This is a genomic window from Agrobacterium sp. NPDC090273 (assembly GCF_044772305.1).
GTDB lineage: Bacteria > Pseudomonadota > Alphaproteobacteria > Rhizobiales > Rhizobiaceae > Agrobacterium.
Map to the genome: position 1 here is coordinate 1 of NZ_JBIVYN010000012.1, position 15358 is coordinate 15358.

Annotated in this window: 13 protein-coding genes and 1 pseudogene; 3 read left to right on the forward strand and 11 right to left on the reverse strand. The window is 58.5% G+C overall.

What is annotated here, in order from left to right:
- From ACIQT8_RS23555 to ACIQT8_RS23580, 6 genes and pseudogenes are all read right to left on the reverse strand, one after another.
- Positions 1–76: pseudogene (locus ACIQT8_RS23555) on the reverse strand (hydrolase); the annotation flags it as partial.
- A gap of 395 nt (positions 77–471) precedes the next feature.
- Positions 472–1353 (reverse strand): dihydrodipicolinate synthase family protein, encoded by an 882-nt coding sequence (locus ACIQT8_RS23560; RefSeq protein ID WP_400970479.1) that lies wholly within the window; start codon positions 1351–1353, stop codon positions 472–474.
- 20 nt (positions 1354–1373) lie between these two features.
- Positions 1374–2993, reverse strand: a complete 1620-nt coding sequence (locus ACIQT8_RS23565; protein ID WP_400970482.1) for an ABC transporter ATP-binding protein — start codon at positions 2991–2993, stop codon at positions 1374–1376.
- The gene (locus ACIQT8_RS23570; protein WP_400970485.1) at positions 2986–3909 is read right to left on the reverse strand and encodes an ABC transporter permease; all 924 of its coding nucleotides are present in this window, start codon (positions 3907–3909) and stop codon (positions 2986–2988) included. The genes ACIQT8_RS23565 and ACIQT8_RS23570 overlap by 8 nt, the downstream gene beginning before the upstream one ends.
- 14 nt (positions 3910–3923) lie before the next feature.
- The gene (locus ACIQT8_RS23575) at positions 3924–4838 is read right to left on the reverse strand and encodes an ABC transporter permease (protein WP_138792309.1); all 915 of its coding nucleotides are present in this window, start codon (positions 4836–4838) and stop codon (positions 3924–3926) included.
- A 90-nt stretch (positions 4839–4928) separates the two neighbouring features.
- A complete protein-coding gene (locus ACIQT8_RS23580) occupies positions 4929–6437 on the reverse strand; it encodes an ABC transporter substrate-binding protein (RefSeq protein WP_262527330.1) in 1509 nt (502 codons plus the stop codon).
- Between the two features lie 323 nt (positions 6438–6760).
- Between ACIQT8_RS23580 and ACIQT8_RS23585 the strand changes: the two genes are divergently transcribed.
- Genes ACIQT8_RS23585 through ACIQT8_RS23595 form a run of 3 tightly spaced genes read left to right on the forward strand, consistent with a single transcriptional unit; the run spans position 6761 to position 10033 of the window.
- A complete protein-coding gene (locus ACIQT8_RS23585; protein ID WP_262527331.1) occupies positions 6761–7954 on the forward strand; it encodes an exo-alpha-sialidase in 1194 nt (397 codons plus the stop codon).
- Entirely contained in the window at positions 7954–8910 is a 957-nt protein-coding gene (pdxA, locus tag ACIQT8_RS23590) for a 4-hydroxythreonine-4-phosphate dehydrogenase PdxA (protein ID WP_262527332.1), read from the forward strand. Before ACIQT8_RS23585 ends, pdxA begins: the two co-directional genes overlap by 1 nt.
- Before the next feature lie 4 nt (positions 8911–8914).
- Positions 8915–10033, forward strand: coding sequence for an iron-containing alcohol dehydrogenase (locus tag ACIQT8_RS23595; protein ID WP_400970491.1), 1119 nt, complete (start codon positions 8915–8917; stop codon positions 10031–10033).
- 58 nt (positions 10034–10091) lie between these two features.
- Here ACIQT8_RS23595 and ACIQT8_RS23600 read toward each other — a convergent pair whose 3' ends face one another.
- The 5 genes from ACIQT8_RS23600 to ACIQT8_RS23620 form a co-directional block, all read right to left on the reverse strand.
- Positions 10092–10799 (reverse strand): FadR/GntR family transcriptional regulator, encoded by a 708-nt coding sequence (locus tag ACIQT8_RS23600; RefSeq protein ID WP_400970758.1) that lies wholly within the window; start codon positions 10797–10799, stop codon positions 10092–10094.
- 4 nt (positions 10800–10803) lie between these two features.
- Entirely contained in the window at positions 10804–11844 is a 1041-nt protein-coding gene (locus tag ACIQT8_RS23605) for a four-carbon acid sugar kinase family protein (RefSeq protein ID WP_262527333.1), read from the reverse strand.
- A 332-nt stretch (positions 11845–12176) separates the two neighbouring features.
- Positions 12177–12902 (reverse strand): SDR family oxidoreductase, encoded by a 726-nt coding sequence (locus ACIQT8_RS23610; RefSeq protein WP_400970495.1) that lies wholly within the window; start codon positions 12900–12902, stop codon positions 12177–12179.
- Positions 12903–12970: 68 nt separating this feature from the next.
- Positions 12971–14593, reverse strand: a complete 1623-nt coding sequence (locus ACIQT8_RS23615) for an FGGY-family carbohydrate kinase (RefSeq protein WP_400970498.1) — start codon at positions 14591–14593, stop codon at positions 12971–12973.
- Positions 14594–14619: 26 nt separating this feature from the next.
- Positions 14620–15351: an SDR family oxidoreductase gene (locus ACIQT8_RS23620; protein WP_400970505.1), complete on the reverse strand. Its 732-nt coding sequence runs from the start codon at positions 15349–15351 to the stop codon at positions 14620–14622.
- Positions 15352–15358: the final 7 nt, after the last annotated feature.

Consider the following 15358-nt stretch of genomic DNA (forward strand, 5'->3'; position numbering starts at 1 on the left):
CGAAAGCCATCTGCGGCTGCTGGTCGATGAAGATGAGCTGGCTGTTTGCGGGGGTCAGGACTTCAAGCTTCGACATGGTGGTTCTCCGTAAAATGGTGGCCAAAGGCGACTGGGTTGAAACGTCGTCGCTTGGGCGTGACCGGTGCATCTCTGGTGTTGTCCGGTGTGTCCGTCGCGTCTCTGTTGGAGCTATAACTAGCCCAACCGAACGCGGCACAGAATTACAATAATAATTGCGAATGAATTGCGATTATTGAAACAATTAATATTGCCGATGTGGGGCGAGGAGAACGCGACACTGCGCGTATAGCACTTCGAAATATCACGACATCACGCGGCCTGGGAGTGAGTGTCAAACTCGTCGTCGATGTGCATCATTCAAGCATAAAAAAGGGCTCCTCGCACGACCGGTTTACCCGACAGTGCGAAAGCCCATGATTGATCTCACGTAAGAACGCGAGCCGGCTTTGCTCAGAGAAGATCGTAACGCTTCAGAATATCCCGGATCTTGTTGTCCTGCTCCTCATCAGGCAGCAAGGCAGGCTGTCGGCTCGCACCGACGGACGCGTCCTGAAGATAGAGCGCGCGCTTCACCATGGCGGGCGCAAAGCCCAGCGCATACAGGTCGGTGCGAAATGCCGTATAGATTGCCTGCTGGCGTTCAGCCCCGGCAACATCGCCCGTATTGTAGCCTGCAAGAATGCCGGAGAGCACCTTTGGCAGTGCGTTGCCGAGGCCGGAAATGCAACCTGCAGCGCCGTTTTGCAGCGACCAGAGAACGAGATGATCTGGACCCGAATAAACCTCGAAACCAGGCATCTCCTTTGCAACCTGCAAATAAGCCTCCAGCGTCTGCTGCGCGCCGCCGGAATCCTTGATACCGGCGATGTTGCCGTGAACGGCAAGTTTTCGTGCCGTTTCCGGTTCGATGTGGTTCTGGGTGCGGGCGGGAATGTCGTAGAGATAGATCGGCGTCTCCACCGCATCCGCAATAGTGGAAAAATGACGGATCAACCCGTCCTGGGTGCAGGCAATGAAGAATGGCGTGATGACGGCAATGCCGTCGACGCCAATACGGTCGAAGGCCTTGGCAAGCTGCAGCGTTTCGAACGTGGCGGGCATGCCGGCATTTACGATGACTTTGGCGCGACCACCGACCTCGTCTACGACCTCTTCCGTCAGCCTAATTTTTTCTTCATGCGTCAGCGCGGTAAAGTCACCATTGGTTCCAGCGCACATGATGTTGTTGCCTGCCGCCACCTGACGGCGAACCTGTGCGCGGGTTGCCTCGTAATTGATCGTTTCGTCCTCGTTGAAACAGGTTACGAGCGCGACAAAAGCTTGTTTCGTCATGAAAGAACTCCCATTGAATTTCAAATCGCCTGCCCTGCCCGAGCCGAGCGGTCAGTAGCATGTGTGTCAGGATCAGGGTCGAGGCTCGCAGCGAGAAGCGCGCGGGTATAATCCTGTCGCGGCGCCTCGAAGACCTGCCGCACCGTGCCGAACTCGACCAATTCTCCACGCTGCATGACCATGACATGATCGGCAAAGTCCCGAACAACCGGCAGATCATGGGCGATGAAAATGAAAGACAGCCCCATCTCGCGGCGCAACTTGTCGAGAAGTGCAATGACCTGCGCCTGAACGGACACATCGAGCGCCGACACGGCCTCGTCACAGACGATAAGCCTGGGTTCAAGTGCCAGCGCGCGAGCAATGGCAATACGCTGTCTTTGACCGCCAGAGAACTGATGCGGATAGCGCCCCATATGTTCCGGCAACAAGCCCACCTGCCCGAGAAGCTCCGCGACGCGTTCCCGCCATTTCGCTTTCGGCAGAATATCCGGATGGATTACCCAGGCCTCGGAAACAAGCTGGAAAACGGTCATGCGCGGATTGAGGGATTGCGTCGGGTCCTGAAACACCATCTGCAGATCGCGCCGCAGGCCGAACAGTTCGGATGGCGAGAGCTGGAACAGATCGCGGCCCTTCCAGAGCGCCTGCCCCGCATCCGGTTCGTCGAGCCGCAGCAGAATGCGCGCAAGCGTTGACTTGCCCGACCCGCTTTCGCCGACGACAGCAATGGTTTCGCCGGGCATGAGATCGAAGGAGACACCCTTCAATGCTTCAAATGCGCCATAACGCTTGCGCACGTCACGAACACTGAGCAATGCCTCGCCCGTCGCCTTCGGTTCATGCATCTCACCCTTGCCGGGTGCGGCATTGATCAGTTTGCGAGTGTAGGGATGCTGTGGGTTATGATAGACCTTGTGGACGGTCCCGGCCTCAACCAGTACGCCCTTCTCCATGACCACAACCCGATCAGCAATCTCCGCCACGACCCCTAGATCGTGAGTGATGATAAGAACCGCCATGCCGGTTTCCCGCTGCAATTCTTTCAGCAAGGCGAGCACCTCGGCCTGCACCGTCACGTCAAGCGCGGTAGTTGGCTCGTCGGCAATCAGGAGGTCGGGTTTCAGCGCCAGCGCCATGGCAATCATGACCCTTTGCCGCTGCCCACCGGAAAATTCATGCGGGTATTTCTTCAGCGCGCGATCAGGGTCGGGAATACCGACACGCCCCATAAGCCGAAGCGCTTCGGCTTCGGCCTTTGCCCTGTCGAGACCATGCGTCGTCATGGCTTCGCGGATTTGCCAGCCGACCGTATAGACAGGATTGAGGTGGCTGAGCGGGTCCTGAAAAATCATGGCGATGCGCTTGCCATTGATCCCACGCCGCGCCTCCGTTGGCATCGTCAACAGGTCACGACCATCAAGCAGGATCTGTCCGCCGCTGATACGCCCGGGCGGCATGTCGATCAGATTCATGATCGCTGATGACGATACCGACTTGCCGGAGCCGCTTTCGCCAAGGATCGCCAGCGTCTCGCCACGGTCGATATGGTAGGAGATATCCTTCACGGCATGGACGACGCCGCTTGCCGTATGGAATTCAACGGAAAGATTGCGGACTTCAAGAAGATGGTCAGCCATTCTTTCGGCCTTTCATTTCCAGCCGCCAGCGCTGCACCGGGTCGAGCGCGATGCGCAGCCAGTTCGAAAGCAGATTAAGCGACAGTGTGGTGAGGATGATGGCAAGTCCCGGCCAGAACGACAGCCACCAGGCATTTGTCAGATATTGGCGTCCCTGCGAGATCATCAGACCCCAGGTGATTTCCGGCGGCTGGATACCAATGCCGAGGAACGACAATGCGCTTTCCGCCAACATCACATAGGCGAAATCGAGCGTGGCAAGTGTTGTCAAAGTCGGCAGGACGACAGGCAGGATATGCCGGAAGAGAATTCGTTTTCCCGAAGCGCCCATGACCCGGGCCGCCTGAACGAACATGCGCTCGCGCACCTCAAGAACCTCGGCTCGTGTCGTACGGATATAGACCGGGATGCGGGTAATGGCGAGAACCAGCATCAGGTTGAGAATGGACGAGCCGAGCAGATAGAGAACGATCACCGCGATCAGCAGCGACGGGAACGACATGATGACATCCGCAAGCCGCATGATGATCTGGCCTGTGCGCTCCGAAGAGAAACCGGCAATCAGTCCAAGAAGCGTTCCCACGACAGACGACAGCAGGACAGCGCCAGCGGCAATCATCAATGTGTTCTGGGTGGCTGCAATGATACGGGCAAACAGCGAGCGCCCGAGCGCATCGGCCCCCAGCCAGAAATACCATTCCCGCTGCCAGTCAAACGGCGCGAGATTGCGACCGCGCAGGTTCTGTTTCGTCGCCAGATCTCCAAGCCAGGCTGGACCGATAAAGGCGAGAACCACGACGATCAGGAGAAAGATCACAGCGCAGAGTGCGAACTTGTCGGCCCAGAGCATGCGTGCCAGGCGAGCAGGAAATGATGGTTCGTCCACGATCTGTGTGTCGGCGGTTGAAAGGCTCATGGCTGAATACCCCCTCAATGGCGAATACGGGGATCGAGCAGCGCGTAGGCAAGGTCGATCAGCAAGTTCATCAGGAAGATGGCGAGGGCCGTCACCAGGATGGCCGCCAGCACCACATTAAAATCGCGCTGCAGAATGGAATCGATCATCAGCTTGCCTACGCCGGGAAAACCGAAAATCGTTTCGACGACAACGGCACCATTCAGGAGGCTGGCTGCCTGATCGCCGATCACGGTAATAACCGGTAGCATGGCGTTGCGCAGCGCGTGCACGAAGATGATTGGGCCGGATTTAACACCCTTGGCACGGGCTGTCTTGACATAGGCCGACGACAGGGCGCCGATCATCGAGCCGCGCACCACCTGCACGATGATACCGAAGGGTCGCACAAACAGCACGGCAATCGGCAATATCCAGTGCAATAGCGAGCCGGTGCCGGATGTTGGGAGCCAGGCGAGATTGACCGAGAACACGACGATTGCGACGATCGCCAGCCAGAAATCCGGAACAGACGCGCCGACCAGCGAGATCATCGAGGCCATGCGGTCAAAAAAGCCGCCGGACCGAAAGGCCGCGAGCGAGCCGATCACGATCGCCGCCGTGGTGACAAGCGACATCGTGATCAGCGCAAGCCAAAGGGTCCAGACGAAAGCCTCGGTGACGACGTCGAGCGCCGGACGCGCCTTTCTGAGCGATTCACCGAGATCACCCGTCAGCACGTCGCCTGCGTAACGGAAAAACTGCACCATCAGCGGATCGTTCAAACCGTGCAGAGCCCGGAACTGCTGTTTCATTTCCTCCGATGCCTCGACGGGCAGGAACAATGCCGCCGGATCGCCTGTCAGGCGGGAGAGAAAGAAAACCATCACGATCAGGCCGATCAACGAGATCAGGCTGGCCACGGACCGTTTACGAATGAAGCTCAACATGATCGCCTCCGGAGTTTTATGGCAACGGCGGGCACCAGGCCCGCCGTTGCATCTGGATGGATGCTTGGACGCAGGATCTTGATGCGGCCGTTATTTGATGCCGATCTCGGAAAGCTGCAGCATCGAGTTGGTGGCGATGGTTGGCTTGAAATCCAGCCGTTCGGAAACACGCGAGAAACCGACCATGTGGAACAACAGCACATCGGCCACGACATCATCATGCAGGTAGGCAATCAGCTCGGACCAGAGCTTTGCACGCTCGTCGCCAACCGCAGCGGATGCGCGTTCGATCAGGTCATCGACCTTGGGATCGGAGAAACCGGCCTGCGTACCCTTCGTGGCATACTTGAAGAACATGGTGAAGGACGGGTCACCCTTGGAGTTGTCGTGCATGGCGGCAACGATCTGAGGGCCGCGACCTTCCTTGAAGGGCTTGGAGTAGTAGCTCTCATGCTCGGCCACTTCGACGAACTTCAGGTCGATCTTGAAGCCGACATCCTGCAACTGCGACTGGATGGCTTCCATGATTTCCGTCACATTCGGGAAGTTTGCCGTGCGGGCAATGATGGTGATCGGCGTATCGACCTTCACACCAGCGGCTTTTGCTTCCTCAAGCAGCTTCTTGGCGCCATCGGGATCGTAGGGGAACACCTTGACATCGGGGTTCCAGCCAAGCGTGGTCGGCGGAACGAGTGCGGTCGCCAATACAGCACCATCAGGAACAAGTGTGCCGAGGAATGCCTGCCGGTCGATGGCAAGATTGAGGGCGCGACGTACCCGCACGTCGTTCAACGGTGCGATATTATGATCGAGACGCAGATAGACCGTCTCGCTGTCGAGGTAAGAAAAATCGGTCTTGTCATTGGTCGCATCAAGCTGCGAGATCGACGGTGAAAGATCGGCTTCGCCCGTCTGCACCATGGCTGCACGAACCGATGGGTCCGCACGGAAAAGATAGGTTGCTTCGGTGACCGCAGGTTTCTTGCCCCAATAGTCATCACGCGCCGTCAGCACGATCTGCTGGCCAGGTGTCCAGTTGGTAAGCTTGTAAGGCCCGGTACCGACTGGCTCACGGATGAATTCCATCTTCGTTTCTTCGGGAACGATGGTCACCAGAGACATCAATAGCGGCAGAATGGGTTGAGCCGGATCGGTCTTGAAGTCGATGGTATTGTCGTCGACGATGGTCGGCGTCACGGTCATGCCGCCGAAGTAGCGGCGAGATTCGCACGCGTTCTTGTCGCTCATGATACGCTCGAAGCTGTGTTTGACGTCTTTCGCGTCGAAACTGGTGCCGTCGGAGAATTTCACACCCTGACGCAAATGGAAGCGCCAGCTACCATCCGAATTCTGCTCCCATTTTTCCGCCAGTCGCGGCTGCACGCCGTTCTTGCCGCGCACATCGAGTTCGGTCAGTGTTTCACTGACATTCTCCATGATGATGCGGCCGATATTCGAGCGCGTTGCCATGCAAGGCTCAAGCAGATCCGCTTCTTCGGCCAGAACGATCTTGATGGGGCCGGAAGCCGCCATCACCGGTGATACCACGGCGGTCAGGGAGCCCATCATCAAGGCGCCCATCATCAAAGTCTTCTTCATTCCATTCTCCTCCCAGATCAGAAATTCAGTTCCATGGCAGCGCACCGCGGGATCGTTCCCGAAAGAAGCCCCGCCTGATGTCTCAGGACATGGCGTAGCGGATGATTGTCTCCTCCACCCGTAAACAGAGCATCGACGCTAACACATTTTTTGTCAATTTATTTTTCGTAAGGATTTTTATTGTGGTCAAAGCACTTTATTTTTATCATGTTATTTCAATAATTTATTAGATATTCTGACAACAGAATGCCTTTCTTATTTTTGCATTTAAACTTGACAACTTTTTGTTTTTGGAATTTTCATCGAGGCAAGAGGAGATCCAAATGACCCCTGACGACATTGCCCGGGCCATGACCGGCGCCATCGTTTCCGCTTCGAGCGAACGACAAGAAGCCTTGCTGCCTTCGCCGATGATTCAAAATCATGCGAGCTTTCTGCACCTGCTTGATGATGGCGCACTCGTCTGCGCCTGGTTTGGCGGCACACTGGAGGGAAAATCGGATATCTCGATTTTTGCATCCGTGCTGTTACCCGGCACTTCAAACTGGGGAGAGGCACAGCGGCTGAGCCACGATCCTGACCACTCCGAGCAGAACCCGGTCCTGTTTACCGCGCCCGATGGCACGCTCTGGCTGTTTCATACGGCCCAGCCGTCAGGCAATCAGGACGAATGCCGTATCCGCATGGCCAGGATCGTTCGTGACATATCCGCGCCTGAAAAGCTCTCGTCTGAAGAGGGGCATTTCCTCGACCTGCCAAGGGGATGCTTTGTCCGGGCGCCCCTTTCCATTCGTGATGATGGAGCCTGGCTTCTGCCGATCTTCCGCTGCGTCCAGCGCCCCGGTCAAAAGTGGAATGGCAGTCATGATACGGCGGCCCTCGGCGTCTCGGAAGATGGCGGCAAGACATGGCGTCTGGAGGATCTTGCTGATTCCATCGGCTGCGTTCACATGAGCCCCGTTGCCAGCACAACGTCGTCCTATTCCGCCTTTTTCCGCCGCCGGCAGGCCGACTTTGTCTACCGCACACAAAGCAGCGATGGCGGCCGCAACTGGTCTGCGCCACAGCCAACCGATGTGCCGAACAACAACTCCTCCATTGCCGCAATCCGCTTGAAGGACGGCCGGCTGGCGATGATCTGCAACCCCACCAGTGCGGCGCAATCGAGCGACCGGCGCGCTTCGCTCTATGACGAGCTGGGGGAAGACGACAAACGTCCGGATGCCGACCCGACGGGCGGCTGCGTTCCGGTGTGGGGTGTGCCGCGTGCACCTCTCAGCGTCTGCTTGTCCGAAGACGACGGCCTGTCATTTCCAACCCGCCTCCTGATCGAGGACGGCCCTGGCACATGCCTTTCCAATGACTCGACAGACGGACGCAACAAGGAAATGTCCTATCCCTGGCTTCTTGAGGCACCGGACGGCACGCTCCATCTGAGCTACACCTATTATCGACGCGCGATCAAATATGTCCGGCTTGCTCCGGGCTGGGCCGACAAGACGGACGGGAGAAAGTGATGAGCAATATCATTGGTATCACCATGGGCGATCCATGTGGGGTTGGTCCGGAAATTACCGTCCGGGCACTGGCCGAAATGTCATCCACGGATCGTGCTGCCACCCGTATCTATGGAAACCTCGCCACGCTTGAGGCGGCGCGGGAAGCACTTGGCGTCAGCATCGACCTCACATCCCATGTTGTCGATCTGCCTGTGGAAGGCGCTCCTCTTCCATGGGGGACATTATCACCGGTGGCAGGCGACGCCGCATTCCGCTTCATTGAGCGGGCCGTGCGCGATGCCGAAGCAGGCACGATCGGCTGCATCGTCACCGCACCGATCAATAAGGAAGCGCTCAATCTGGCGGGACACCATTATGATGGTCACACCGGCATGCTCCGCAGCCTGACCGGCTCAACGGCCGCCTATATGCTGCTGGCGTCGGAACGGCTGAAAGTCATTCATGTCTCAACCCACGTCTCTCTCCAGGAAGCGATCCGCCGGGCCACCACAGAACGGGTGCTGGCGACAATCCGCGCCGGTAACGACCACTTGAAGCGCATCGGTTATGAACGTCCGCGCATCGCCGTCGCAGGCATCAACCCGCATTGCGGCGAAAACGGTCTCTTCGGAACAGAGGATGACGATCAGATCGCGCCGGCGGTTGCCGCAGCACGCGCCGAAGGCATTGAGGTGCATGGGCCGATCTCCGCCGATACGGTCTTCCATCGCGCCTATTCCGGCGCTTTCGATCTTGTGGTGGCGCAATATCACGATCAGGGACACATCCCGATCAAGCTCGTCGCCTTCGATACCGCGGTCAACGTCTCGGTAGACCTTCCGATCGATCGTACCTCCGTCGACCATGGCACCGCCTTCGACATTGCCGGCAAGGGCATTGCCAATCACGGCAACATGAACGCCGCCATCGCCTATGCCCGCAAGCTCGTGGCCGGCGAAAGCCGGAAAGGATGACAGCATGTTTAAAGCACCCATACTCATCCACCAGCCGCGCCGGCTTGTCGTCGGTGCAGGCACGATTTCCGAAGCTGGCGCCTGGGCAGGAGAAACCGCCTCGACACTGGTGATCGCCACACCTCTGACCGCAAAATTTATCGATCGGCTCCAACTAAAGGGCCCTTTTACAGTCTTTGACGCCATTCCCGGGGAACCCGATACAGCAACGCTTGATGCTGCATTGGCGGCGGCACGTGCCGCAAAACCCGAGCTCGTCATCGGCCTTGGCGGCGGCTCCGTCATGGACGTGGCAAAACTGGTCGCCTCGCTCTGGAATTCCTCTCAGACGCTCGAAGACGTTGCAGGTCCGAACAAGGTTGCCGGACGCGATACGAAGCTGATCCAGATCGCCACGACAGCGGGCACCGGTTCTGAAGCCGGCATCCGTTCGCTCATCACCGATCCGGTCAAGGGCAACAAGATTGCCGTCGAGAGCCCGTTCATGATCGCCGATCTGGCGATCCTCGACCCTGAGTTGACCTATTCCGTGCCGCCAGCGGTGACGGCAGCCACCGGCGTCGATGCCATGGCGCATTGCGTGGAAGCCTTCACCAATCGCAAGGCGCATCCAATGATCGACGGTTTTGCACGTATGGGCTTCACACTGGTCGGCAAATATCTGGCGCGTGCCGTGCACAATGGTGAGGACACCGAAGCGCGTGAAGGCATGATGCTCGCTTCCTATTACGGCGGCATTTGCCTGGGCCCTGTCAACACGGCGGCCGGTCATGCCATCGCTTATCCGCTTGGCACGCTTCTGCACCTGCCCCATGGCCTTGCCAACGCCGTTGTCTTTCCGCACGTGCTGGCCTTTAATCAGCCTGCGGTTTCACAAAAGACGGCGGAAGTAGCAAGCGCTCTCGGGATGCGCGATCACCTCGCCCAGGACGAGCTTCGCAAGGCCGCCACGGAGTTTTGTGCCAATCTTGGCATCGAGATGTCGCTCGCCCGCCACGGCGCTACGGAAGCTGACCTTGTCCGTTATGCGCAGGATGCCCACGCAATCCGCCGGCTGATGGACAACAATCCAGTCGATATGAGTGTCAACGACGTGCTTGGCATTTACCGCCACGCATTCTGATTGCAGCGCCGGTGCGCCCCATAGCGCATCGGCCAATGCCAAACTCTGCTTTTTTGGATCAACCAACATTCGACGATTCGAACAGGCGGTCGCGCGAGCCTGTGAGATGGTTGAGCATCAATTGTCGCGCCGCATCGGCGTCGCCATCGGCAATGGCCTTTGCAATGGCTTCATGCTCCGCAAACACGCGCGCCAAGCCTGATGCCTCGCGTTTGACCGACATGCCGTGAAACTTCATGCCAACGGCAATGTGATCCTTCAGCGCTTCCATCGCCGTCGAGAAATAGCTGTTGCGTGCCGCCCGCGCGATGGCGAGATGGAACTGGTAGTCGGCGTCTTCCCTGTGAGACTGGCGGTTCGTCGCATCACGCAGCATTTCCAGCGCTTTTTTGATGGCTGCCAGCCGTTCGCCATCATGACGCAACGCCGCAGCCGCGGCCGCAGCCGGTTCCAGCGTCAGGCGAAACTCGTAACAGTTCAGGAGATCGGCGACATTTTCGAGTTGGCCAAAGCCCAGTGGCTCACGCATGCCAACCGCTCGAACATAGCTGCCAGACCCTCTGCGGGAATAGATAAAGCCCTGCTCACGCAAGCGCCGAAGAGCTTCACGCACCACTGGTCGCGAAACTTCGAATTCCATTGCCAGCTCATGTTCTGTCGGCAGGCGTTCGTCAGGCTTATAGGCACCGGATTTGATGGCCCTGTGCATGCGCTCGAAAATGATGTCGGGAAGTGCCTTGCGTGCCGTTTCTCGTGTCAGCGCCATCTTGTCAGCTCTCTCCAGCATCATGTCTGCCCAGCATCATCTTCGCAATTTGCGTCAACGTCCCAGCTTGCCCAAAACCACCCGATTTCGCAATTATGCAATGGTCGCCCGAAACGCCGACACCCAGACCCGGCAGGCATTCACCTGCAAGGCGCAGCCGGGAAATGCCCATGGCACGAAGAACGGCTTCCGCCGTTGCGCCACCGGACAGAAGAAGCGTTCTGGCACTCGCCGTCAACATCGGCACGACACCTGCTGCAAGGTGATCGGATACATCCTGATGAGAACAGCTTTGCGATCCCTGCGTTGCCTGCACCAGAACAGGCCCGGACGTGTCAGCTTCATCCTGCGGCACGACGCCGTTCGGAGCGGCCAGCGTTCTTACCAGAGCTGCGGCAACAAGATGATCGATCTGTGAGAGGGTGATCGGGTCGCGTGAACCGATCACGAAAAGGCCCTTGCCTTCTGGCACCTCCGCAGGTTCGGTCGCTGTGCGGCCAGTCATCTGCTGGGCAAGCGCCTCCGCGAGACCCCGTGCCCCGATCAGCAGATCGACGCCATTCTCCTGCGCTTTCACAAGCGCAACGCGCAGATCTTCCTGTGACGCGACATCAGGAACTGTGCTGCGTCCGGCATGTCTCCCTAACGTCGCGCTGATCGATATGGGTTCATCGACACCAAAACCCTGCAGCGACCCATTGGCGACAACCCGGCCAAAATCCGGAATGGCGGGCACAACCAGTGCTCGACCAAAAGAAATCGCGTCCAGTTCAGCCGCAATATGCCCTTTCAAACGGGAGTCTATTTTTTTGAACAGCACGACATCGCCAGGCAGCAACGCCAACAGCGTTTTTGTTCGGTGCTGCGCTTCCTCGGCTGTCCCATCGCGACAGCCAAGATTGACGCTCAGAACATCCGGAGCTTCCGCAAGAGCAGCTTGAACCCCGTCGAGATCCATGGCGATCTCCGTCACCAAGCCGCGTCCCGCGAAGGGAGCGGCGGCGTCCAAAGCACCGGTCAGATCATCGGCAAAGATTAACAGCACAGCTTAGATCCCAGAATAAGTTGTCATGTTTTTTCACTGTAAATACGTTTATAATCAAATGAAAGAACGTTGTGAATAACAAACTATGACAAGTTCATTCCGGACGTTATGCAGCCCTTGGATGATTTCGTGCTTGAGAGAAGAAAAACGCATCTAGGGAGGCATCGATCCCATCGCTGCCAGACGGATTGCCTGTTCTGTCTCGGCCCAATTACAAAATAAAAATGGCCGGCAGTTACCTGCCGGCCAAAAAGCAATCATTCGTCAACCGAGCCTGAGGCTGGCGCGCCTAAAGTGAAAAGCGCGGCGTTTACCACGCCGCCTTGGAGATCTCAGACCGCGAGGAAGCCGCCGTCAACTGGCAGAACGGCGCCCGAAATCATCCGGCTGTCGTCGGAGAGCAGAAGCGCGATGCTTTGCGCAACTTCTTCCGCCTCAGCGAAGCGGTTGAGCGGGTGGCGTACCATCATCGGATTGCTCTTTACCGGATCGCTCCAGGCTTCGGCGGCCAGTTCCGTCAAGGTGATCGTCGGGGCAACAGCATTCACGCGAATACCGTGCGCGCCGAGTTCCTTGGCCATAACGCGCGTCGCGCCTTCAAGACCTGCCTTGGACGCGGCATAGCACAGATGATCCTGAAAACCACGATGGCCTGCAATCGACGTGATGTTGACAATCGCGCCGCCGCCGCCAGCAGCAACACGCGCGCGCGCAAATTCCTGGCAGGTGATGAGTGCTGCGCGCAGATTGATGCCCAACACCGCCTCATAGCCGGCCTCGGTCACATCAAGCACGCTTTCCAGCACGTTGATGCCAGCGCTGTTGATCAGAAAGTCGCAGGTACCAGCCTCTGCCATCGCGGCCCGGGTTGCTGCAGCATCGGCAAGATCGACACGGATCGAGCGACCACCGATTTCCGCCTTCAGGCTGTCGAGGTCGGACTGAGTGCGGCTGAGCGCGACGACCTCAGCTCCGCGTTCGGCCATAAGCCGGGCACAGGCGCGACCAATACCCTTGCCTGCACCGGTGATGATGACGGATTTACCGGAAAACTGCATGAAACCCTCGAAATGTTATGGCCCGCAAGCCGAAAGAGACGTCTAAAGAAAAAGCCTGCCGAAACCGGTCAGTGCGACAGAAGTGCCGCGTCGTTGTCGCGAATTTGTCGCGCTGTGCGTTGCAACGTCAGGAAAGCGTCATAACGGGCATTCTGCACGGCCTGCATCTTCACATCGGGTTCACACCGCGTGGCAACGCGTGACATGGCCGGCATCGCTGCACGCAAATCAGGGAAAACGCCAGCCGCAACAGCACCGAGCATCGCAGACCCCAGAAGCACCGGCTCTTCACACGCCGTAACTTCGATTGGGCAACCGGTGGCGTCGGCCAGAAGCTGGCGCGTCAGCGGGTGCGCGCCAGCACCGCCGCTCACGCTGATCGTTTCGATCGGCGCGCCGTGACGTGCCTGTGTTTCAATGATCTGGCGCAAGCCATAGCCCAGACCGCATATGCCAGCCACGTAGAGCGCAACCAGCGAGTCCGGCCCGGTTTCCATGCCGTAGCCCATGATGACCGCACGCGCATGCGGATCGGCAAACGGCGCGCGATTGCCGAGAAATTCTGGGACGACATGCATTTCATCGGCCAGCCGCACGGCCGCAGAGGCCGATCCGCCGAGTTCCAACGCCCTGTCGGCCAACCATTGCGGCAACGACTTGCCCTCGGCTTTGGCCGAAGCTGTGGCTTCTGCAGTCGCGGGATGGAGCTGTACCAACTGGTCGATCGCGGCTCCGGCTGCGGATTGTCCGCCTTCGTTCAGCCATGTCCCCGGTACCATCGCAGAGTAATAAGGGCCCCACACACCCGGCACGAAGGCTGGTTCGGCCGTGGTGGTCATGGTGCAGGACGATGTGCCAAAGACATAACCGAGGCAGCGGAAAGCATCACCACCTGCGGCGACCGTTCCAATACCACCGGCATGTGCATCGATAAGCCCGGCGGCAACCGCAGTACCGGGGCGCAGGCCCATGGCTTGTGCTGCAGCCTCATTCAGACCGGTTCCGAGAGCCGTGCCCGGATGGACGACGCTTTGCCCGATCCGTGCAAAACCCTGGTCGACAAGATCGCCGAGTCCAATTTGGCGAAAATACCCTGCATCCCAGCGCTCTTCATGAGCCAGATAGGTCCATTTGCAGGTCACGGTGCAAGCGGAGCGATCCAGCGCGCCACTGGCTTTCCACGTCAGAAAATCTGTCAGGTCAAAAAAGTGTTCGGCGCGAGCGTAGGTCTCTGGCCGGTTCTCGCGCAGCCACACCAGTTTCGGCGTTTCCATTTCCGGGGAAATGCGGCCGCCGACATACTTCAGTACGTCGTGACCTTCGGCATTGATACGCTCCGCCTGGGCGACCGCGCGATGATCCATCCAGACGATGATATCGCGTTCAGGGTGAGCGGGATCGCCAACCGGCAAGGTTTCATTGTTCGGGCCACGCACGACGAGCGAGCAGGTTGCGTCAAAGCCGATGCCGGCGACCGCAGCCGGGTCAATCCCGGCGCGGGTTACGCTTTCCTGAACGGATTCGCAGACGGCCTGCCAAACCTGTTCGCTCGATTGTTCCACGATGCCGCCATCCTCGCGGTGCATGGCAAGGGGCCGCCGGGCCGTGGCCAGCAAGCCGCCCGCCGCGTCGAACACACCCGCTCGCGCCGAGCCTGTTCCGACATCGACACCGATCAGATATTGCGCCATCGCAGTTCTCCTTTTTTACAACCGGCTCAGACGCGGTCGAAGTTGGTCGGAAGGACCAGCATATCGCGGATCGTGACCGTGCGCTTGCGGGTCAGCATGTAGACAACTGCGTCTGCGACTTCGCTGGCATCGATGAGGCTGCCGGATTCCTTGGCCTTGCGGAGATTTTCCTCCGGCCAGTCAGCCAGCAGCGCCGAAACGACCGGACCAGGCGAAACCTGGGCAACACGCACACCATGCGGGATCATCTGGCGACGCATACCCTGAACGAAGCTGGTGATCGCCCACTTCGAACCCGAATAGACCGGCTCCCAATAGGTCGGGAAATGACCGGCGATCGAGCATGTGACAACGATGTCGCCAGTCTTGCGCTCGCTCATGTGCGGGACAACGGCCTGAACATTCTTCATCACCGCGTTGACGTTGAGGTTCAACATACGGTCGATCGCTTCAGGCGTCGTCTCAGAGAGTTCGCCGCCAATATAGGTGCCAGCGTTGCAGTACAGGATGTCGATATGATCGACCTTCTGCAGGATTTCCGGCACCATCGCGTTGCAGCTCTCTGCGTCCAGCAGGTTGGTGACCTGCGGGATAGCCTTCTCGCCCAGCTTGCCGGCAAGCTCTTTCAAGGCAGCTTCATTCCAGTCGACCATGACCACAGTCGCACCCTGCGCCAGCAGAGCTTCCGTGGTGGCGAGACCGATCCCCGATGCTGCGCCGGTGATGACGGCGATCTTGCCTTGCAATGATTCAGACATTCCATTC

Coding starts and splice junctions, on each gene's coding strand:
- ACIQT8_RS23600 (WP_400970758.1), bottom strand. CDS start 10,799: ATGGCGCTGACACGAGAAACGGCACGCAAGGCACTTCCCGACATCATT.
- pdxA (WP_262527332.1), top strand. CDS start 7,954: ATGAGCAATATCATTGGTATCACCATGGGCGATCCATGTGGGGTTGGT.
- ACIQT8_RS23570 (WP_400970485.1), bottom strand. CDS start 3,909: ATGAGCCTTTCAACCGCCGACACACAGATCGTGGACGAACCATCATTT.
- ACIQT8_RS23615 (WP_400970498.1), bottom strand. CDS start 14,593: ATGGCGCAATATCTGATCGGTGTCGATGTCGGAACAGGCTCGGCGCGA.
- ACIQT8_RS23575 (WP_138792309.1), bottom strand. CDS start 4,838: ATGTTGAGCTTCATTCGTAAACGGTCCGTGGCCAGCCTGATCTCGTTG.
- ACIQT8_RS23620 (WP_400970505.1), bottom strand. CDS start 15,351: ATGTCTGAATCATTGCAAGGCAAGATCGCCGTCATCACCGGCGCAGCA.
- ACIQT8_RS23585 (WP_262527331.1), top strand. CDS start 6,761: ATGACCCCTGACGACATTGCCCGGGCCATGACCGGCGCCATCGTTTCC.
- ACIQT8_RS23595 (WP_400970491.1), top strand. CDS start 8,915: ATGTTTAAAGCACCCATACTCATCCACCAGCCGCGCCGGCTTGTCGTC.
- ACIQT8_RS23565 (WP_400970482.1), bottom strand. CDS start 2,993: ATGGCTGACCATCTTCTTGAAGTCCGCAATCTTTCCGTTGAATTCCAT.
- ACIQT8_RS23610 (WP_400970495.1), bottom strand. CDS start 12,902: ATGCAGTTTTCCGGTAAATCCGTCATCATCACCGGTGCAGGCAAGGGT.
- ACIQT8_RS23560 (WP_400970479.1), bottom strand. CDS start 1,353: ATGACGAAACAAGCTTTTGTCGCGCTCGTAACCTGTTTCAACGAGGAC.
- ACIQT8_RS23580 (WP_262527330.1), bottom strand. CDS start 6,437: ATGAAGAAGACTTTGATGATGGGCGCCTTGATGATGGGCTCCCTGACC.